The organism is Aminobacter sp. P4_H6_2, assembly GCF_056400805.1.
Genome location: NZ_JBFUKO010000039.1, coordinates 1 through 19,954, shown reverse-complemented (window position 1 = coordinate 19,954; position 19,954 = coordinate 1). Strand labels below are relative to the sequence as shown.

Sequence of the window (19,954 nt, the reverse complement as noted above, 5' to 3'; positions counted from 1 at the left end):
ACACCGAGCCCTTGCCGAGTTCGCTCTCGACGCCGATATGGCCGCTCATCAAGTCGACGAGGCGGGCAGCGATGGCAAGTCCGAGGCCGGTGCCCTCGTGGCGGCGGGTCGAGCTGCCGTCGACCTGCGCGAATTTTTCGAACACGTTCTGTAGCTTGTCTGCGGGGATGCCAATGCCGGTGTCTTCGACGCGGACCTTGAGGGCCACGGCGTCGTCGATGATTTCTCCCGTCACATCGACCAGCACATGGCCGCGTTCGGTGAACTTCACCGCATTGCCGAGCATGTTGGTGATGATCTGGCGGAAGCGGCCGACGTCGCCAACGACATGGCTCGGAAGGCGTGGATCGATGCGGACGATGAGCTCGAGGTTCTTTTCGGCAACACGCGCCGAGATCAGGGTCGCGACATCCTCCACCGCCTCGCCGAGATGGAAGGGTGCTGGGTCGAGCGTAAGCTGGCCGGCATTGATCTTGGAAAAATCRAGAACGTCGTTGATGATGGTCAAAAGCGCGTTGCCCGACTTCACGATGACGTCGGTAAACGTCTTCTGGCGCGGCGTCAGGTCGGTTCGCGCCAAAAGCTCGGCCATGCCGAGCACGCCGTTCATCGGCGTGCGGATTTCGTGGCTCATATTGGCGAGGAATTCCGACTTGGCGCGGTCGGCAGCCTCGGCCTTGGACAGCGACTCTGAACTTTCGGCAAAGGCGCGACGGATGGCATGTTCCATCGGGCGGAATACCCACACGGCGACACCCCCGATCACCAGCACGAGCAAGGCGGTGGCGGCCATCAAAAGCCGGTCGCTACGCGCCTCGGCGTATCGGCGCTCGCTCTCCATTGCACTGCTTGCGCGCAGCAGCATCGGCTGAGCGAACAGGTCGTTCTGGTTGCGGATTTCGCGAGAACTCCATTCGTCGGGCGATTGAGCCGTGGCGAGCGCACCCAGGTTGCGGGCGATGTCACGCGCCGACCAGAACAGGTCGCCGTTGACCGAGGCACTGTCGAGTTCGCGCTGCGACTTTTCCGACAGTTGCGGGCGCACCGAATTGATCGTGTCGGTCAGGGCCTCGATGCCGGCCTCCAGCCGTGCCGCGTGGTTGCGTCCCGCAATCGCGAGCGCCTCCTGGGTTTCAGGGCGCCAGGCAGTGGGCGTGGTTTCGGCGAAGTTGGTRGCGTTGCGCAGGTCGCGGGCAAAGGACGAAAGCTCGGACGCGATGGTATCGACATTGCGCCGGTAGGAATTGCCCTGGCTGAAGGCAACCATCACGGCCATGGAAGAAAGCGCGAAGATCAACAGACCCGACAGGTATCTGATCCGTATCGAGCCGATGAAGGAAGAGTGCTCCGGCATGCGCAACCCCAAACACATACGCACAATTTTACAGAGCCGGAATAGACACTATTAACATTAAGAGTTTCTGACGCCGCTAAACTGCCTGCTACGGCAGCTTCGGTCGATCCGCCACCGGATCAGCTATTGCGTTCGGCGACGAAACTTGCGGCCGCCTTGAGCATGATTGCGCGCTCACCGAAGGGTTCGAGCAGGTCGTGGGCTTGGGCGACCAGGCCTGTAAGCTGGGTGCGGGCCCACTCGGCGCCATGCAGTGAAACCAGCGTTGCCTTGCCAGCGGCAGCGTCCTTGCCTGTCGCCTTGCCCATTGTTTCGGCGTCGGCGGTGAGGTCGAGAAGGTCGTCGGCGAGCTGGAACGCAAGGCCGATCGCCGAGCCGAACTCGGCAAGCCGCTCGCGGTCGTCTGGGGAAGCGCCTGCGAGCATCGCCCCGGCCTCGCAGGCGAAGCGGATCAGCGCGCCGGTCTTCATCGCCTGCAGGCGGAKGATGCCGGCTTCGTCGGGCTTGTTGCGTTCGGCGTCGAGGTCGAGCGCCTGGCCGCCGACCATGCCGCCGGGTCCGGCCGCGCGTGCCAGCGCCAGCACCAGGGCTGCCCTGCGCTCCGGCGGCAGTGGGGTCGCCTCGTCGGCGATGATGTCGAAGGCGTGGGTCAAAAGCCCGTCACCGGCCAGGATCGCTGTCGCCTCGTCGAAGGCCTTGTGCACGGTGGGCTGGCCACGACGCAGGTCATCGTCGTCCATCGCCGGCAGGTCGTCATGGATCAGCGAATAGCAGTGCACGCATTCGAGGGCTGTGGCGACGCGAAGTGCCGCTTCGCTGTCGGCGTCGAACAATGCCGCGCTCTCCAGCACCAGAAATGGCCTGAGCCGCTTGCCGCCATTAAGCGCGCCATGGCGCATCGCTGCCATCAGATGCTCCGGACGGGCGATCTCGCCCGGCAGGATGCGTTCGCCGAGCAATTGCCTGAGCTCGGCCTCAACGGCATCCGCGCGCATGCGAAGGGCGGTTTCGAACATGATATCGCTGTCGATCGTCATGGCGGCGAGCGGTAGCCGACAGTCAGACGTTGCGCAAGAAGCCAAGCGCCTTTATGCCGAAAGGCTGACAGACAAGGGCGGACGGGTTGGCCGAACCGATCATAGAGCCGGAAACCGAAGGGCTGGAGATGGCAGCAGCACGGCGCGGGAGCTTCTCGCGTGGCGGCCTGCGCCGCTGGGTGCGGCTTGGTGCGCTGATTGCCGCGACCATGGCAGCGCTGCCGGTCGTGCTGACCATCCTGTACCTGCCGCCCTTTGTTCGTCCGATCTCGACGCTGATGATCAAGGACCTCGTCACCCTGCAGGGCTATGACCGGCAATGGGTGCCGCTCGAAGATATCGCACCCGTCATGGCGCACTCCGTCATCATGTCAGAAGACGGGCAGTTCTGCTTCCACAAGGGAGTCGACCTCGGCGAGTTGAGGGGCGTCATCAGTGACGCACTGGAAGGCGAGCCGACCCGCGGCGCCTCCACCATTCCGATGCAGACGGTGAAGAACCTCTATCTGTGGAATGGCCGTTCTTTCCTGCGCAAGGTGGTCGAGCTGCCGCTGGCGGTCTATTTCGATGCGCTGATGCCCAAGCGGCGGATCATGGAGATCTATCTCAACATCGCCGAATGGGGCCCCAACATCTATGGCATCGAGGCGGCCTCCCAACACTATTTCGGCAAGCCGGCGAGCCAGCTTTCGGGGCGCCAGGCAGCACTTCTCGCCGTCTCCTTGCCCAACCCGGCTGCGCGCAATCCGGCCAAGCCAGGGCCTGGGCTCAAGCGGCTCGCCTCGGTCATCGAACGGCGCGCCGGCAAGGCCGGTGCCTATGTGCAGTGCCTGGACTAGATTGACTCCCCTGCGACCGAAAAAAGAGTCGCTTCGGGCTGGTCAAGCTACCTCTCGCCGTGTATAGGCTCGCCAACTTTCTCAGTTTCCGGCCCTGAATGCGGCCCTTTCACGAGGGCGGACAGGGTCATTTGACCGATTGGTGGAGTATATCCATGGCTGTTCCTAAACGAAAAACCTCCCCGTCCAAGCGCGGTATGCGCCGCTCGGCCGACGCGCTCAAGGCCCCGACCTATGTCGAGGACAAGAATTCCGGCGAAATGCGCCGCCCGCACCACATCGACCTGAAGACCGGCATGTACCGCGGTCGCCAGGTTCTGACGCCGAAGGAAAGCTAAGCAGCTTTTCCAAGGGAAGCTATGTAGCTTCTCCTCAGCGAACGTATAGAGAAAGGACCGGCCTGCCGGTCCTTTCTTTTTTCGTGTCTGGGGGCACTTGGCCCCTGGACTTTTGATTCCGGGGCGGAGCGTCCATGGACGCGCCAGCGATGCTGCCATTCAGCGCATGGCGCCTTATCGAAAATCGATTCCGATCTTGGGATCGATGCGTTAGAAGATGCCGGCGCAACGCGGAGACCAATCCATGCTCGCGGGCATTCCCCTGCTGATCGTCCCCTTTATCCTGTTCAACATCGGCCTGGCAGGATTGTTCGGCAGCGGACCTGCGGGCGACGTGTGGGCGACTGAAATCCTGTCGCTCAACATGATGTCGGGCGGCGTCTTTGCGCTGACGCTTGGCGACCTGTTGATCGTCGTCGCCTTGCTGCTGCTGTTTGTCGAAATCGTGAAGTCGACGCGCACCAGCAACGCGTCCGTGGTCGATCATCTGTTGTCGACCTTCGTCTTCGTCGCTTTCCTGGTCGAATTCCTTTTGGTGCGCGGGGCCGCGCACTCGGTTTTCTTCACGCTGATGGTCGTGGCTTTGATCGACGTTCTGGCTGGCTTTTCGGTTTCGCTCCGTTCCGCCAGCCGCGACGTCATGTTCGACCGCGAGTAGCTTTGCGCATCCACCGGATGCGCAAAGGCTTAGACTTTCGCGACGAAACCGGCGGCTTCGATGCCGGCCATGGCAGCCAGCTCGTCATTGTCTGACGTATCGCCCGAAATGCCGACCGCGCCGAGCACGTCGCCATTCTTGTTGCGGATCAGCACGCCGCCCGGCACCGGCACGATCTTGCCGCCCGATACCGCCGAAAGCCCCTGGAAGAAATGCGGACGCTCGACGGCGGCAACGCCAAGCGCGCGCGAGCTCGAGCCGACGGCAAGTGCGCCATAGGCCTTGCCGGAGGCGACTTCGGCGCGGATGAAGGGCGAACCGTCCTGGCGCTGGAAAGCGAGCAGATGGCCGCCCGCGTCAAGCACCGCCACGCCGAGCGGCTTGAAGGTCTTTTCGGCACCCAGTGCAAGTGCGGTGGCGATGATAGTGTTGGCCTTGGCCAAAGTCAGTTCGCTCATGGTTGGTTCTCCTGTTGTCGCGCGCATAGCAAACACGCTTGGGATGCCGGGCAAAACCCTGCATCCGGTTGAAACTGCCTTACCTGAACGGGTGGGAGAGGGCGGAGGCTGAAAAGGCCGGCGTCGGCCCGGCCCTTCGCTTTGGCTCAGGGCGTTCGCACCCTTCGAAACGTCTACAGGACGTTTCGATCCGCCCAAAGGGCGGATCGGGTGCTTACCCCATAGAATCAATCTTCCGCTGCATCGCAGCGAGCTGTTCCTTGAGCTCCTTGAGCTCGTTTGGTTTCTCCGAAGCGTCGCTTTTGGCCGGCTCGGCGGGTGCAGGGCCCGCCCCGGGCATCGGGAAGGGAGTGAACATGCGCATCGCGTTCTGGAACATCTCCATGTTGCGGCGTGTCTGTTCCTCCAGCGCCTTGATCGGGGTTGCGCCCTTCATCATGTCCATCGGCGCCTTGCCGAAGGCCGACTTCATCTGCTCGCGGAAACGCTCATGCTCTTTGGAGAAGGCGAGCATCGACTGCTCGAGGAAGCTCGGCACGACCATCTGCATCTGATCGCCGTAATACGATATCAACTGTCTGAGGAACGGGATCGGCAGCATGTTCTGGCCGTCCTTGTTCTCCAGCTCGAAGATGATCTGGGTCAGCACCGGATGGGTGATGTCTTCGCCGGTCTTGGCATCTTGCACCGTAAATTCTTCGCCCTTCTTGACCATCTCGGCTAGGTCCTCGAGCGTGACGTAAGTACTCGTGCCGGTATTGTAGAGCCGACGGTTGGCGTATTTCTTGATTACGATCGGCGTATCTTTAGCACCCATCAGCATCCTCCCCCGGAAGACCGGAATGCCATGTAAGCAGCCGGTAACATTTCGCCAGTCAGGAGGATAAGCGCAAAGCAATCGCAAATCCAAGCGGTTTGTGCACTGCAAGAACGCAAGCTGGGGCGATGTCGGCAAAAAAATGCTGCGCAGCATTGCTGCACTGCGGCTGCAGCATCGGCCATCAGGCGATTTTCCGGTTTGACTCGGGTCCTGGAACGGGCAAGAAAAGTCATGAGCGCCAACGTCTTCGACGCGCAACAAACATTCGTCTCACGAAGTCTGGAGAGAAACATGTCCGCCTCGTCCTCCATCGTCGTCGCCAGCGCCGCCCGCACGCCGGTCGGCTCTTTCAATGGCGCCTTCGCCAACACGCCGGCACATGAACTGGGCGCTATCGCCGTCCGGGAGGTGCTGGCACGCGCCGGCGTCGATCCCAAGGAAGTCGATGAGGTCATCCTCGGCCAGATCCTCACAGCTGGTGCCGGACAAAACCCCGCCCGCCAGGCCGCGATGGCTGCCGGTGTTCCGCAGGAGGCGACCGCCTGGGGTCTCAACCAGCTTTGCGGCTCGGGCCTGCGCACCATCGCGATCGGCATGCAGCAGATCGCCATGGGCGACGCCAAGATCATCGTCGCCGGCGGCCAGGAATCGATGTCGATGGCCCCGCACTGCCAGCATCTGCGTGGCGGTGTGAAGATGGGCGACTTCAAGATGATCGACACGATGATCAAGGACGGCCTGAYCGACGCCTTTTACGGCTACCACATGGGCAACACCGCCGAAAACGTCGCCCGCCAGTGGCAGCTTACCCGCGACGAGCAGGACCAGTTCGCGGTTGCTTCGCAAAACAAGGCCGAAGCCGCGCAAAAGGCTGGCCGCTTCGCTGACGAAATCGTCTCCGTCACCATCAAGGGACGTAAGGGCGACACCATCGTCGACCAGGACGAATATATCCGCCATGGCGCAACGCTCGACTCGCTTGCCAAGCTGAAACCCGCCTTCGACAAGGAAGGCACTGTCACCGCCGGCAACGCTTCGGGCATCAATGACGGCGCTGCCGCTGTCGTTTTGATGACCGAAGCCGAAGCCGCGCGTCGCGGCCTCACCCCGCTCGTTCGCATCGTTTCGTGGGCAACAGCAGGCGTCGATCCGCAGATCATGGGCACCGGCCCGATCCCGGCTTCGCGCAAGGCGCTCGAAAAGGCCGGCTGGTCGGTCAACGACCTCGACCTCGTCGAGGCTAACGAGGCCTTTGCCGCGCAGGCCTGCGCGGTCAACAAGGACATGGGCTGGGATCCGGCGATCGTCAACGTCAATGGCGGGGCGATTGCCATCGGTCATCCGGTCGGCGCCTCTGGCGCGCGCGTCTTCAACACGCTGGTCTACGAGATGCGGCGCCGCAGTGCGAAAAAGGGTCTAGCGACCCTGTGCATCGGCGGCGGCATGGGCGTCGCGATGTGTGTCGAGGCGATGTAAATCGAAAAAAAAAAGGCGGCCAATGTGCCGCCCTTTTTGTCACTAAAAGCCTGTCGCAAGGGCAATCCATCAAGCAGCAGAAAAGGGGAAACGCATGAGCAAGGTTGCACTCGTCACCGGCGGATCACGCGGCATTGGTGCTGCGATTTCGATCGCGCTGAAGAACGCAGGCTATTCGGTCGCCGCCAACTATGCCGGCAATGACGAAGCGGCGCAGAAGTTCAAGGCCGAGACGGGCATTCCGGTCTACAAATGGTCGGTCGCCGACTACGACGCCTGYGMRGCCGGSATCAAACAGGTCGAGGCCGACCTCGGCCCGGTTGCGGTGCTGGTCAACAATGCCGGCATCACGCGCGACKCGATGTTCCACAAGMTGACGCGCGARCARTGGAAGGAGGTCATMGACACCAACCTGCACGGTGTCTTCAACATGACCCACCCGCTGTGGAGCGGCATGCGCGACCGCAAGTTCGGCCGCGTCGTCACCATCTCGTCGATCAACGGCCAGAAGGGCCAGGCCGGCCAAGTCAACTATTCGGCATCCAAGGCCGGCGACATCGGCTTCACCAAGGAGCTTGCTCAAGAGGGCGCGCGCGCGGGCATCACCGTCAATGTCATCTGCCCGGGCTATATCGGCACCGACATGGTCATGGCCGTGCCGGAAAAGGTGCGCGAGGCGATCATCGCCCAGATCCCCATCGGCCGCCTCGGTGAGCCGGAGGAGATCGCGCGCTGCGTGGTGTTTTTGGCATCCGAAGAGTCAGGCTTTATCACTGGTGCCACGCTGACCGCCAATGGCGGGCAGTATTTCGCCGGATAAGCTGCAAGCTGCTGGCCAAAGAAACGGCGCCGCAAGGCGCCGTTTTCGCGTCTGCCGTCGGCAATCTCAGGCTTTTTCAAACATGGTCTTGTGAACGATGCCGGCGAGTGCCGCACCGATGATCGGGGCCACCCAGAACAGCCACAGCTGCTGTAAGGCGACACCGCCGACAAACAGCGCCGGGCCGGTCGAGCGGGCCGGATTGACCGAGGTATTGGTCACCGGGATCGAGATCAGATGGATCAGCGTCAGGGCGAGGCCGATGGCCAGGGGCGCAAAACCTGCCGGCACGCGGCCATGGGTCGAGCCCAGGATGATCATCAGGAACAGGAAGGTAAGTACGATCTCGATGATCAGTGCTGAAGTCAGGGCGAACTTGCCCGGCGAAGCATCGCCGTAGCCATTGCTTGCGAAGCCGCCGATGCCGGCAAAGTCAGCCTTGCCGCTGACGATGAGGTAAAGTAGCGTCGATGCGAGGATCGCACCGACCAGCTGGGCGATGACATATGGCATCAGGTTCTTTGCTTCAAAGCGCCCGGCCACCATCAGGCCGACCGAGACCGCCGGGTTGAAGTGACCACCGGAAATGCCGCCCACCGCATAAGCCATGGTCAGGACCGTGAGGCCGAACGCCAAGGCAACCCCGGCAAAGCCGATGCCGAGTTCGGGAAATGCGGCTGCAAGCACGGCACTGCCGCAGCCGCCGAAGACGAGCCAGAATGTGCCGAGAAACTCGGCGAATAGACGTTTGGTCATGATATTCCCTCCAATATCGAGCGCGTGGTGCGCCGCATTTTCCGAGGGCCCCGCCTAGGCAACCCCCGCCGCGCAGACTCAACGTCAGGATGGAGGCATGGCTCGATCTCGCGCGCAATGGGTGTGGTTGCCTCAGGGGAATGCAATCACAGATATTTTGGCTGAGCTGCCGCTGTGCCGGGATGGCACGCAAAGGTTAATGCGCCGGCGGCGACGCAGTGCATAGCCCTGTGCATGGCCAGTGGATAATCGGTGGAGAACAGGGCTTGGGCACAACATCTAGCGGTGAACAAAGCAGGAAACTTATCCTATCAGTGATTCGTAGCCTGTTCGTTCCGCATTTGGTTCAAATCTTAACTAATTGTCCGCTGGAGCCACCCATCTGGTTAACCTGCCGATAGGAAACATCAACAAAATCATTATTTTGCACTGAGGCAGTCGAGGCGTTCCGCTGCCGGGCCGGCAAAGGTTAACAGCAGCGCGCTAACGCATGAAGCGGGCCACTTTAGAGAGTCTGCATGTGGTGCGCGTTGCCAGCTCGAAATCTACATGTTGGGGTGAACAAAACCTGAATCAGGCGGAGTCAGTGATTCGTCGCTGATTCGTTCTAGACTCGTTCCAACACTTAAATCTGGAACATTCCGCTTTCGCTTCGCCGCGCAAATCCCTATGTGTCCTGTCGTCGCGACAGGCGGCGCAACGCCGGTTTGGCCCGGCGCCGAGGGCGGTTCCTGAGAATGAATGTCCACTCCAAGCAGAACGACCCCCTGATCCTGTCAGGCCGCGATGTCACCGCGGTTCTGGGTCCGACCAATACCGGCAAGACCCATCTCGCCATCGAGCGCATGGTGGCGCACGAAAGTGGCATCATCGGCCTGCCGCTCAGACTGCTTGCGCGTGAGGTCTATGGCCGGGTTTGCGAAAAGGTCGGCGCCCACAAGGTGGCGCTGGTCACCGGCGAGGAGAAGATCCTGCCGGCGGGCGCGAAATATTCAGTCTGCACCGTCGAGGCGATGCCGCGCCAGACCGACGCCGCCTTTGTCGCCATCGACGAGGTTCAGCTTGCCGGCGATCTCGAGCGCGGCCATATCTTCACCGACCGCATCCTGCATTTGCGCGGCAAGCAAGAGACGCTGCTGCTCGGCGCTGCCACCATGCACGGCATCCTGCAGCGCCTGTTGAAGGGCGTTTCGGTGGTTACGCGACCGCGCCTGTCGTATCTCGCTTATGCCGGCTCAAAGAAGCTGACGCGTCTGCCGCGCCGTTCGGCCATCGTCGCTTTTTCGGCCGACGAGGTTTACGGCATCGCCGAGCTGATAAGGCGCCAGCAGGGCGGCGCTGCGGTGGTGCTCGGGGCGCTCAGCCCGCGCACCCGCAATGCCCAGGTCGAGCTCTACCAGTCGGGCGACGTCGACTATCTGATCGCCACAGATGCCATCGGCATGGGCCTCAATCTCGATGTCGACCATGTCGCCTTCGCCCAGAACCGCAAGTTCGACGGCTACCAGTATCGCCAGCTGACCGCAGCCGAGCTTGGCCAGATCGCCGGTCGCGCCGGCCGCCATCTGCGCGATGGTACCTTCGGCGTCACCGGCCAGGTCGACCCGTTCGACGAAGAACTGATCGAAAAGATCGAGGGGCACGATTTCGAGCCGGTGAAGGTGCTGCAGTGGCGTACCGCTTCCTTCGAGTTCTCCAGCCTCGATGCGCTCAAGCGCTCGCTCGACACGGTGGCGCCCGTCGAGGGCCTGACGCGTGCCCTGCCGGCGGTCGATGCCCAGGCGCTCGAACATCTTTCCCGCGACGAAAACATCCGCTCGCTTGCCACCAACCGCGAGCGCGTTGCCCTGTTGTGGGAAGCTTGCGCGCTGCCGGATTATCGCCGGATAGCTCCCGCCCAGCACGCCGACCTTATCGCGTCGATGTATGATGATCTCGCCCGGCGCGGTCACGTTGACGAGAATTACATGGCTGAGCAGGTGCGCCGCGCCGATTCCACCGAAGGCGACATTGACACGCTTTCACACCGGATCGCACAGATCAGAACTTGGACTTTTGTCTCAAATCGCCCTGGCTGGCTTGCCGATCAGGCACACTGGCAAGAAAAAACGCGCGACATCGAAGACAGATTGTCGGATGCGCTGCATGAGCGGTTGACGAAACGCTTTGTAGACCGCAGGACTTCCGTCCTCATGCGCCGCCTTAGAGAAAACACCATGCTTGAAGCCGAAATCAGCCCGTCCGGAACCGTCCTCGTCGAGGGCCACCATGTCGGTGAACTGCAAGGGTTCCGTTTCACCGCCGACCAGAGCGCGGGCGGAGAAGACGCCAAGGCAGTGCGAACGGCAGCCCAAAAGGCGCTCGCCACCGAATTCGATTCGCGCGCCGAGCGTTTTTCGGCGGCGCCCAATGGCGACATCGCGCTTGGCTCCGACGGCGTGCTGCGCTGGATCGGCGCGCCGATCGGCACGCTGGTCGAAGGCGAAGACGCGCTCAAGCCGCGTGTTATCCTGCTCGCCGACGAGCAGCTGACGGGCCCAGCCCGCGACAAGGTTGCCGCGCGCGCCGAACGCTTTGTCAATTTCCAGGTTGAGTCGCTGCTCAAGCCGCTCGTCGATCTCAAGGCCGCCGAACAGCTTTCCGGCATCGGTCGTGGCATCGCTTTCCAGCTGGTGGAGAATTTCGGCCTGATCAATCGCCGCGACATCACTGAGGAGGTGAAGTCGCTCGACCAGGAAGGTCGCGCGGCACTGCGCCGGCTCGGCGTGCGCTTCGGCGCCTATCATGTCTTCGTGCCGGCGCTGATCAAGCCTGCTCCGTCGGGCCTGGTCACGCTGCTGTGGGCGCTGAAGAATGACGGCAAGGACAAGCCGGGCTTTGGCGATGTCGTGCACGCGCTCGCCGCTGGCCGCACCTCGGTCGTTATCGATCCGACCTTCGACAAGACCTTCTACAAGCTCGCCGGCTTCCGCAATCTCGGTCGTCGCGCGGTGCGTGTCGACATTCTGGAGCGTCTTGCCGACCTCATCCGTCCCGCGCTTGCCTGGAAGCAAGGCACCGGCGCGCGTCCGGATGGCGCTTATGACGGCAGCTCTTTCATTGTCACGCCACAGATGATGTCGATCCTCGGCGCCACAGGCGACGACATGGAAGAGATCCTCAAGGGCCTTGGCTATCGCGCCGAGCCGAAGCCGGCCATCGAGGTCAAGGAAAAGCTCGAAACGATCGACACGGTTGCCCGCGAAGCCGTAGCTCGGGCACTTGCTGCAAAGGCGGCCGCAGCCGCTGCCAGCAGCGAAGAGGTCTCCGCCGAACCCTCCGTCGAGACGGCCGAAACCCCTGAGCAGGCTGCTGCCGACAACGCCGAACAGGCGTCCGAGATTGAACCGGCCGAGCAGGCACCAGAGGCGGTTGCCGAGCAGGTCGAGGCTATTGGCGAAGCTGCGGCTGAAGTCGCAGCGGTCGTCGAGGCCGAGCCTGAAACTGCGTCCGAGCCGGAAGTGGCAACGGTTGTCGCTGAAGCTCCCGCTGCCGAAGCAGCTCCGGTGGAAGCTGCAGCAGCAGAAGCTTCCGAGGCTGCGGAAGAGCCCAAGCCCATCTTGCTGTGGCGCCAGGGCCGCTTCGAACAGCGCCCGCGTCATCGTCAGGACAACCGTCCGCGCGGCGGCCAGCGCGAGCCGCGTGCCGCAGGCGCTCCCGCCGCTCGTCAGGGCGAAGCCAATCGCAGCCGCGAAGGTGGCGAAGGCGGTCGTGAAAACGGCCGTCCGCGCTTTGATCGCAAGCCCGGTGGCAAGCCGCAGGGCGAGGGCGGTCGTCCCGAAAACCGTGGCCGTGGCGAGCGTCCGCAGGGCGAAAAGCATGGCGGTGATCGCGGCGGCTTCAAGGGCAAGCCTGCCTTCCAGCCAAAGCCGCGCGAAGAGCGTCCGGTGCGCATCGATCCCGATTCGCCCTTCGCCAAGCTCGCCGCGCTGCGCGACCAGCTCAAGAAGTAAACGCCTTGGCCGGCGAGGGAAGACAGCGCATCGACAAGTGGCTGTTCTTCTCGCGCGCGGTCAAGTCGCGCTCGCTTGGCGCCAAGCTTGCCCAGTCAGGCGGGGTCAGGAGCAACGGCCAGAAGCTTGGCCAGGCCTCCGACATCATCAAGACAGGCGATGTCCTGACCATCACGCTCGACCGCCGCATCCTGATCTACAAGGTGCTGCTGCTGGGCGAGCGGCGCGGGCCGGCCGAAGAAGCGCGCAAGCTCTACGAGGATATATCGCCTGTTCCCACGCCCAAGGACCAGGCACCGCCCGACGCCAGGCCGCCACTGCGCGAGGCTGGAAGCGGCCGTCCGACAAAGAAGGAACGGCGCGCCACCGACCGTCTGCGCAATGAGTGACGCAATGGCTCCAGAGCTCCAGCGCTCAAGTTGAGAAATACGTTCCGCCAACTGCCTTCTGCGCGCAATGGCCGCCCTTGCAACGGGTCTTCAAAGGGGCTACCTCACCGACAAAGATACAAAAATACGGGAAGTCCCGGAGCCTGCCATGACCTATGTCGTCACCGACAACTGCATCAAATGCAAATACATGGATTGCATCGAGGTTTGTCCGGTCGACTGCTTCTATGAAGGCGAAAATATGCTCGTCATTCATCCCGACGAGTGCATCGACTGCGGCGTGTGCGAACCGGAATGCCCAGCCGACGCGATCAAGCCCGACACCGAGCCGAGCCTCGACAAATGGCTGCAGATCAACACCGAATATGCCGAAAAATGGCCCAACATCACGGCCAAGAAAGAGCCGCCTGCCGACGCCAAGGAGTTTGACGGCATCGAAGGCAAGTTCGAGAAGTACTTTTCGCCGGAGCCTGGCGAAGGCAACTGAGACCTTTGCCGGCCTAAAAGGCGGTAGATCGTTGGATTGAGCGCCACCGCCGACTCTTGACGCGGCAGATCTTCGCGTATCCACCAAAATCTTGATTCTTCCGACTTTTTGTGTTAGAGCTACGCCAACATGCCGATGACACAACGTCGATCTATGGCGCGAAGCCTTAATCACTGAAAGGTGACAACCCCAATTCGGACCAGAGTAATCTGGACCCGGAGGCCGCTGCTTTAGCGGTTTACCGGTCCAAGCTCTCCGGTTGGGGGTCGATTGTCGTGCGGCACAAGGTCACGTGAGTGACATCCTCGTTCAGCCGGCCTCGGCGGGCCGGTGTTACAAGAAGGAGTTCAGGGCGTATGGCAACTTCCATCCCGCAGAAGAAATCCGCAGCACGTCACGGTTTCAAAACCGGCGAGTATATCGTCTACCCGGCGCATGGCGTCGGCCAGATCGTTTCCATCGACGAGCAGGAAGTGGCGGGACACAAGCTCGAGCTTTTCGTGATCGATTTCCAGAAAGACAAGATGCGCCTCAAGGTGCCTGTCGCCAAGGCGACCACCATCGGCATGCGCAAGCTCTCCGAGACCGACTATGTCGAGCGTGCCTTGAAGGTCGTGCAGGGCCGCGCCCGCGTCAAGCGCACCATGTGGTCGCGCCGCGCGCAGGAATATGATGCGAAGATCAATTCCGGCGACCTGATCTCGATTGCTGAAGTTGTGCGCGACCTCTACCGCGCCGACAATCAGCCGGAGCAGTCCTATTCCGAGCGCCAGCTTTATGAAGCAGCGCTCGACCGCATGGCGCGCGAACTCGCAGCCGTCAACCGTCTGTCGGAAACCGAGGCTGTCCGTCTTATCGAGACCAACCTCAACAAGGGTCCGAAGCGCGGCGCCAAGGCCGACAACGAAGAAGCCGATGCAGAGCAGGAAGTCGCTGCCTGATTTGGCTATCCGCTGATATTACGAAAAACCCGGCCAATGGCCGGGTTTTTTGTTTGGAGACTGGCACGCTTGGGTCGTCACCGCAGTTGCCCCATGACGGCATGGCAACCGTGGCCAGGGTCCAGAACAAAGAAGACACGAGCCTCACCAATCCTTGGTCCTGGACGAGACGGTAGATCTATCTCTCCGCTTTGTGCGTGCAGGTGAAAGAGATGCGGCGACGGCCTACCCCTCGCCTCCTTCGCCATGTTGATGCGTGATGGTCGCGATGAAGCGCTTGGTGCGCTGATGGGTCGGGTTTCCGAAGACCTCGCTCGCCGGACCTTTTTCCACGACCATGCCCGCCTCGAGGAAAACCACCTCATGAGCGATCTTGGACGCCAGGCGCAGATCGTGCGTGGCAATCACCATGGTCGTGCCTTCCCGCGCGAGCTGGCCGAGCACATCGACCACCTCCTGGGCGAGTTCGGGGTCAAGCGCCGACGTCGGCTCGTCGCACAAAAGCACCTTCGGTTGCGGCGCCAGCGCACGTGCGATTGCCACGCGCTGCTGCTGGCCGCCTGACAGCGTCGCCGGCCACGCATCGACCTTGTGGGCCATGCCGACCTTTTCGAGCAGAGCCAGCGCGCGTTCCCGCGCCTTGGCTTCCGGCCATTTCAGTACGGTCACCAGGCCTTCCATGACGTTTTCGATCGCCGTGCGATGGGGGAACAGCTGGAAGTTCTGGAACACCATGCCGGTCTGGCGGCGAAGCTGCTGGATCGCCTTGGTCGAGACCTTGATATCAGGGCGGAACTCAAGCGTGTCGTCGCCGATGCGCACGGTACCCGATGTCGGGATCTCCAGCAGGTTGATGCAACGCAAAAGCGTGCTCTTGCCGCCGCCCGAAGGGCCGACAAGGGCAGTCACGCTGCCTTCTCTGATGTCGACCGAAACGTCCTTCAGGACCTCATTGTCACCGAAGCGTTTGACGATGTGGGACAGGCCAATCATGTCCGCGCCTCCAGGAAGCCACCATAGCGGTTGAGGCGCTTTTCAAGCCTGACCTGCAGCGACGACAGCACCGAGCTCATCGCCAGATAGAGTATGGCGGCCTCGACATACAGAATCAGCGGCTCATAGGTCGTGGCGACGATGCGCTGGGCTTCCTGAAACATTTCCGGCACAGTGATGGCGGCGGCAAGCGACGTGTCCTTGACCAGCGAGATGAAGGTGTTGGACAGCGGCGGTACCGCCACGCGTGCCGCTTGCGGCAGAATCGTCCGGCGCATCGCCTGCGACCAGGTCATGCCGATCGAATAGGCTGCTTCCCATTGCCCCTTGGCAACCGAGCTTATGGCGGCGCGGATGATTTCCGAGGAATAAGCGCCGACATTGAGAGTGAAGCCGATCAGGGCGGCCGGGAAGGCGTCGAGCACAATGCCGACGCTCGGAAGGCCGTAGAAGATTAAAAACAGCTGCACCAGAAGCGGCGTGCCGCGGATGATCCAGACGTAGAAGCGCACGATCGCCGACAGCCACCACGGGCCAAACAGGCGCGCAAGTGCTGCACCCAGCCCGACAGTCAGGCCGAATGCGAAGGAGAGAAGTGTCAGGGGTGCTGTGAAGACGAGTGCTGCCCACAACAGGGGTCCGAGCGACTCCAGCATCAATTGCAGCCAATGTGGCAAGATGAATGCTCCCTCCCCATAACAAACGAGCCCGGAAAATCGCAGATTTTCCGGGCAAGTTCATGGGAAAAATGAGAGGTGGAAAAATGAACGCCTTTCAGGCGGGTTGTCGCCGTCCGATCAGCGTCGGCTACTGCGAGACATCCGTGCCGAAATAGGCCTCGGAAATCTTCTTGTAGGTGCCGTCGGTCTTGATCTCGGCCAGCGCCTTGTTGATCGCCTCGACGAGCTCGGGCTCACCCTTGCGCACGATCACGCCGGAGAAATCGGCCTTGGCCTCTTCGGCGACGATCTTCACGTCAGCATCGGGCTTGTGCTTCTTGAAGTCGAAGAACGACAGGGAGTCATTGATGGTCGCGTCGGCACGGCCGTTGAGCACCAGCTGGATCGACTGGTCGAAGCCGTCGGTGCCGACCAGTGTAGCGCCATTGGCCTCGGCGATCTTGCCGAAATTGCTGGTCAGCGACTGGGCCGACTTCTTGCCCTTGAGATCGGCGAAACCCTTGATGTCCGCGTTCTTGCCGCTGACGATCAGCACAGCTTTCGAAGCGATGTAGGGCTCGGAGAAGTCGTACTTTGCCTTGCGGGCCTCGGTGATGCCGACCTGGTTGATCACAGCGTCGTAGCGCTTGGCGTCGATGCCGGCGATCAGGCCGTCCCACTTGCCTTCGAGGAACTCGGCCTTGACGCCGAGGCGCTTGGCGATCTCGCGGCCGATCTCGACGTCGAAGCCGACCAGCGTGCCCGAGGCGTCGTGATAGGTGAAGGGCGCATAGGTGCCTTCGGTGCCGATCTTGAACACGCCGGCGGCCTTGATCTCATTGAGGTTTTCACCGGCATGGCCAGCACCTACGGCGGCGATCTGGAGCGTTGCGGCAACGGCCAGCGATTTCAACCAGTTCATTTTACATGATCCCGAATTTGAGCCGGCCAAAGGCCGGGTGCGTTGTGATTGGATGCAATCTCGCAGAAGCGGGCGTTGAAGATAAGGAAATAAATTTCAAGTATATGGCAATCATAGAATTTGAATCTATCGGAAGGGCCCCGGCCTGAGCCCCGGGAACATTCGCCAGAATTCCGCGTTGATAGCCGTGCGGGGCAGCGCCGCTAAGCGCCGCCCGGCTGCTCACGAGACAAGGGGCGAAGCATGTATATGGACCGGGCGGGTTTGGCCGGCGAGCAGATGATGCTGAGGGCGGCATCGCGTGCACCTTATCTGGAGCGCGGGGAAGAACTCGAACTGGCGATCCGCTGGAAAGAACAGCACGACCAGGACGCACTCAACCGCATCACCACTGCCCATATGCGCCTGGTCATCGCCATGGCGGTCAAGTTCAGGCGTTATGGCCTCCCAATGGGCGACCTCATCCAGGAAGGGCATGTCGGCTTGTTGGAGGCGGCCGCGCGTTTCGATCCTCAGCGCGAAGTGCGCTTTTCGACCTATGCCACCTGGTGGATCCGGGCATCGATGCAGGACTATATCCTGCGCAACTGGTCGATCGTCAGGGGCGGCACCAGTTCGGCCCAAAAGTCCCTGTTCTTCAACCTGCGCCGCATGCGCGCCCGCCTTGCCCAGGGTGGCGGCCCGCTCGGCAATACGTCTGCCTATCAGGAAATCTCGGTAGCGCTTGGCGTATCGGAAGCCGATGTCGCGATGATGGACATGCGCCTGTCCGTGCCCGATAGCTCGCTCAACGCACCGCTCAACGATGACGGCGATTCCGGCGAGCGGATGGACTTGCTGGTGTCGGACGACCCCTTGCCCGACGAACTCGTCGGCGAAGCGATCGACATTGAGCGGCGTTCTGGCTGGCTGCATGACGCGCTTGGCGTTCTCAACGCCCGCGAGCTGCAGATCATCGAGGAGCGCCGGCTGACGGAAGAAGGTGCTACGCTCGAACAGCTCGGCACCTCGCTTGGCATCTCCAAGGAGCGGGTACGCCAGATCGAGACCCGCGCGATGGAGAAATTGAAATCGGCCCTGGTCCGGCAGAACTCGGCGTTCCTGCCGGCCTGAACCCGCTATCGATCGGTGACGATCTTGACCTTGTCGCCAGCCGACACCGTGGCGCCCGGCGCCATAGCATTCAGCACCCTGAACAGATCGAGCTTGCGGTCGACGCCGATCATGCTGGCGGCGAGCGACCCCATCGTCTGCCCCGGCTGGACGGTGACGACGCGGATGCGCAGCGGCTTAAGCGCTGCCTTTTCCGCAGCGGTCATCACGTGGAAGCTGGAGCTGACCGAACGGGCGACCGTTTCGAGCGTGGTGCTTGCGGTCGGCGCTGCCGTCAGCAGGCGGTAGACCTGCGCGCCGTTGCGGATCACCACGATGTCGAACTTCCAGCCCTCGGCGCTGGCGCGCGCGAATGCTGCTTCATTGCCGTTGATGTTTTCGGCGCGCACGCTTGCCGGGTCGAGCCCCGCCACCCAGCCGCTCTTGATATAGTCGGACAGTGACAGCTTGGCGTCGATGGTCACACCGTCGAAACGGATGGCGGTGTTATCGGGGCCTGTCGCGGTGACGGCGGCTGCGGTGTTATCGATTATGAACCCCTGCGGCACCGAAAACGAGATGCCGAGCTTCGGATGCAGGAAGGTCGTGCCCCGCACATAACCTTCATCAGGTGTGTCGCCAAACAACAGCCCATCTATTCCCGCCAGGAAAGAATCGCGGTCGCGGGTGCCGATGCCCGGCGCCCCGAACTGGCGGGCGTGGCGCTGGGCGAGGTCGATGCGCTGCGGCGCGTTGGGATGGCTTGCCAGGAAGTCGAGGCTGGCATCGGTGGCGCCGCTGACCGCGCGCAGGTCGGCGTAGGCGGCCATCGACTGCAGGAAGCGGCCGGCGGCAAATGGGTCGTAGCCGGCCTGGCCGCTCATCTTGATGCCGATGCCGTCGGCTTCCAGTTCCTGGTTGCGCGAGAACTGCGCGAGCCGCAGCTTGCCGCGGATCAGCGCTGCCTTGGCCGTCGGGCTTTCGCCGAGCACGTCGGTGACGACCTTGGTCGCCAGCACTTCCTCGGCTTCCTTCTGCTGGCGCTGGATGCCGTGATTGGCGGTGACGTGGCCCATCTCATGCGCGATGACCGCCGCCAGTTCGGCCGAATCATTGGCCAGTGCCAGTAGCCCGCGCGTTACGTAGAGATAGCCGCCGGGCAGGGCGAAGGCGTTGACGTTGGGCGAATTGAGGATGGTGATGCGGTAGGTCTGGTTCGGGTTGCTGGAAACCGTCGTCAGGGAGCCGACGACCTTGGCGACCATGCGCTCCAGCTTGGGATCGGAATACTCGCCGCCATAGGTCGCCAGGATGCGCGGATGCTGGGCCTTGGCGATCTCGGCGAGCTTGTCGTTGCGGGTGACGTTGTCGACCGTCACCGGATTGTTGGACGGCTGGAACCCGGATTCACGAATGTCGGAGGTGTTGAGCATCTGGCAACCGGAGACGAACGCCGACAGCGCCACAGCGATGGCTAGTCGCGTGTAGCGGGGCGTTTTCGTCTCGATCAGTCCGTCGCGGCAGATGGGCAGAGCTCGCGTCCTTTCAAATTCCTTCGGCGGCAGGCGAAGCAGATACCGGCCCGCGTCCCAGGACGTAGCCAGACTCAGCTTGCCAACACAATAAGGCCATTACCGCCAATATGGCGATTTGGCTGTAAATTATGTCCGCTTCCGGGCAACTCGGCGTGATCGTGTCATCGCCGTTCACTGCCGATATAGTGTCGGAACGCCTCAGGTCCAGAATTGGTAAAGAAATCTGCAGTCTTTCCTGTTGCGGAAACCGTCCCGGACTCGACGAAAACCATGTTTTCGGCGAGTTTTCGCGCATCTTCGGGCTGGTGTGTCACGAAAAGCACGGTCATGCTGCGTTCTGATTGGACGCTTGCCACAAGGTCGAGCATGTCGTCACGCAACGCTGGTC

General features: G+C 62.0%; 19 protein-coding genes and 1 pseudogene. 10 read left to right on the top strand and 10 right to left on the bottom strand.

All coding sequences use genetic code 11. The features are described from left to right. Both AC1DUU_RS05575 and AC1DUU_RS05570 read right to left on the bottom strand, forming a co-directional pair. On the bottom strand, window positions 1–1,354 hold a 1,354-nt coding region (locus AC1DUU_RS05575; protein ID WP_476782424.1), incomplete at its 3' end, for an ATP-binding protein. Between the two features lie 119 nt (window positions 1,355–1,473). Beyond that, window positions 1,474–2,391 (bottom strand): polyprenyl synthetase family protein, encoded by a 918-nt coding sequence (locus AC1DUU_RS05570; protein WP_476782423.1) that lies wholly within the window; start codon window positions 2,389–2,391, stop codon window positions 1,474–1,476. Window positions 2,392–2,519: 128 nt separating this feature from the next. On the opposite strand from AC1DUU_RS05570, the gene AC1DUU_RS05565 reads away from it, so the two are divergent. The 3 genes from AC1DUU_RS05565 (at window position 2,520) to AC1DUU_RS05555 (ending at window position 4,226) form a co-directional block, all read left to right on the top strand. Further along, window positions 2,520–3,230, top strand: coding sequence for a biosynthetic peptidoglycan transglycosylase (locus AC1DUU_RS05565; RefSeq protein WP_476782426.1), 711 nt, complete (start codon window positions 2,520–2,522; stop codon window positions 3,228–3,230). Between the two features lie 155 nt (window positions 3,231–3,385). Further along, window positions 3,386–3,568: a 50S ribosomal protein L32 gene (gene rpmF / locus AC1DUU_RS05560; RefSeq protein WP_008834724.1), complete on the top strand. Its 183-nt coding sequence runs from the start codon at window positions 3,386–3,388 to the stop codon at window positions 3,566–3,568. A gap of 244 nt (window positions 3,569–3,812) precedes the next feature. After that, a complete protein-coding gene (locus AC1DUU_RS05555; protein WP_476782422.1) occupies window positions 3,813–4,226 on the top strand; it encodes a hypothetical protein in 414 nt (137 codons plus the stop codon). Window positions 4,227–4,255: 29 nt separating this feature from the next. Here AC1DUU_RS05555 and AC1DUU_RS05550 read toward each other — a convergent pair whose 3' ends face one another. Both AC1DUU_RS05550 and phaR read right to left on the bottom strand, forming a co-directional pair. Next, entirely contained in the window at window positions 4,256–4,684 is a 429-nt protein-coding gene (locus AC1DUU_RS05550; protein WP_476782421.1) for a GlcG/HbpS family heme-binding protein, read from the bottom strand. Window positions 4,685–4,898: 214 nt separating this feature from the next. After that, entirely contained in the window at window positions 4,899–5,501 is a 603-nt protein-coding gene (gene phaR, locus AC1DUU_RS05545; RefSeq protein WP_476782420.1) for a polyhydroxyalkanoate synthesis repressor PhaR, read from the bottom strand. Window positions 5,502–5,795: 294 nt separating this feature from the next. On the opposite strand from phaR, the gene AC1DUU_RS05540 reads away from it, so the two are divergent. Next, window positions 5,796–6,980 carry an acetyl-CoA C-acetyltransferase gene (locus AC1DUU_RS05540; RefSeq protein WP_476782419.1) on the top strand — a complete coding sequence of 395 codons (1,185 nt, stop codon included), beginning with the start codon at window positions 5,796–5,798 and terminating at the stop codon, window positions 6,978–6,980. Between the two features lie 94 nt (window positions 6,981–7,074). Next, complete coding sequence (phbB, locus tag AC1DUU_RS05535) at window positions 7,075–7,800, top strand: acetoacetyl-CoA reductase (protein WP_476782418.1); 726 nt, start codon at window positions 7,075–7,077, stop codon at window positions 7,798–7,800. A gap of 66 nt (window positions 7,801–7,866) precedes the next feature. Here the strand turns inward: phbB and aqpZ are convergent, their stop codons facing one another. Then, a complete protein-coding gene (gene aqpZ, locus AC1DUU_RS05530) occupies window positions 7,867–8,556 on the bottom strand; it encodes an aquaporin Z (RefSeq protein ID WP_476782417.1) in 690 nt (229 codons plus the stop codon). A gap of 737 nt (window positions 8,557–9,293) precedes the next feature. Here aqpZ and AC1DUU_RS05525 point away from each other — a divergent pair. The 4 genes from AC1DUU_RS05525 to AC1DUU_RS05510 all read left to right on the top strand — a co-directional run bounded on the left by AC1DUU_RS05525 (window position 9,294) and on the right by AC1DUU_RS05510 (window position 14,365). Next, window positions 9,294–12,548: a helicase-related protein gene (locus AC1DUU_RS05525; RefSeq protein WP_476782416.1), complete on the top strand. Its 3,255-nt coding sequence runs from the start codon at window positions 9,294–9,296 to the stop codon at window positions 12,546–12,548. A 5-nt stretch (window positions 12,549–12,553) separates the two neighbouring features. Then, on the top strand, window positions 12,554–12,937 hold the full coding sequence (locus tag AC1DUU_RS05520) for an RNA-binding S4 domain-containing protein (protein WP_476782415.1): 384 nt from the start codon (window positions 12,554–12,556) through the stop codon (window positions 12,935–12,937). A 148-nt stretch (window positions 12,938–13,085) separates the two neighbouring features. Continuing rightward, complete coding sequence (gene fdxA, locus AC1DUU_RS05515; protein WP_476782414.1) at window positions 13,086–13,424, top strand: ferredoxin FdxA; 339 nt, start codon at window positions 13,086–13,088, stop codon at window positions 13,422–13,424. A 356-nt stretch (window positions 13,425–13,780) separates the two neighbouring features. Then, on the top strand, window positions 13,781–14,365 hold the full coding sequence (locus AC1DUU_RS05510; RefSeq protein WP_476782413.1) for a CarD family transcriptional regulator: 585 nt from the start codon (window positions 13,781–13,783) through the stop codon (window positions 14,363–14,365). 225 nt (window positions 14,366–14,590) lie between these two features. Here AC1DUU_RS05510 and AC1DUU_RS05505 read toward each other — a convergent pair whose 3' ends face one another. From AC1DUU_RS05505 to AC1DUU_RS05495, 3 genes are all read right to left on the bottom strand, one after another. Continuing rightward, a complete protein-coding gene (locus tag AC1DUU_RS05505) occupies window positions 14,591–15,358 on the bottom strand; it encodes an amino acid ABC transporter ATP-binding protein (protein ID WP_476782412.1) in 768 nt (255 codons plus the stop codon). Further along, window positions 15,355–16,035 carry an amino acid ABC transporter permease gene (locus AC1DUU_RS05500; RefSeq protein ID WP_476782411.1) on the bottom strand — a complete coding sequence of 227 codons (681 nt, stop codon included), beginning with the start codon at window positions 16,033–16,035 and terminating at the stop codon, window positions 15,355–15,357. Before AC1DUU_RS05500 ends, AC1DUU_RS05505 begins: the two co-directional genes overlap by 4 nt. Before the next feature lie 130 nt (window positions 16,036–16,165). Beyond that, the gene (locus AC1DUU_RS05495; protein WP_476782410.1) at window positions 16,166–16,939 is read right to left on the bottom strand and encodes an amino acid ABC transporter substrate-binding protein; all 774 of its coding nucleotides are present in this window, start codon (window positions 16,937–16,939) and stop codon (window positions 16,166–16,168) included. Window positions 16,940–17,182: 243 nt separating this feature from the next. On the opposite strand from AC1DUU_RS05495, the gene AC1DUU_RS05490 reads away from it, so the two are divergent. After that, window positions 17,183–18,052 carry an RNA polymerase factor sigma-32 gene (locus tag AC1DUU_RS05490; RefSeq protein WP_476782409.1) on the top strand — a complete coding sequence of 290 codons (870 nt, stop codon included), beginning with the start codon at window positions 17,183–17,185 and terminating at the stop codon, window positions 18,050–18,052. A gap of 5 nt (window positions 18,053–18,057) precedes the next feature. On the opposite strand, the gene AC1DUU_RS05485 is transcribed toward AC1DUU_RS05490, so the two are convergent. Then, window positions 18,058–19,464 carry a M48 family metalloprotease gene (locus tag AC1DUU_RS05485; RefSeq protein WP_476782425.1) on the bottom strand — a complete coding sequence of 469 codons (1,407 nt, stop codon included), beginning with the start codon at window positions 19,462–19,464 and terminating at the stop codon, window positions 18,058–18,060. Window positions 19,465–19,727: 263 nt separating this feature from the next. Further along, a pseudogene (locus tag AC1DUU_RS05480) lies at window positions 19,728–19,954 on the bottom strand (thiamine ABC transporter ATP-binding protein); the annotation flags it as partial.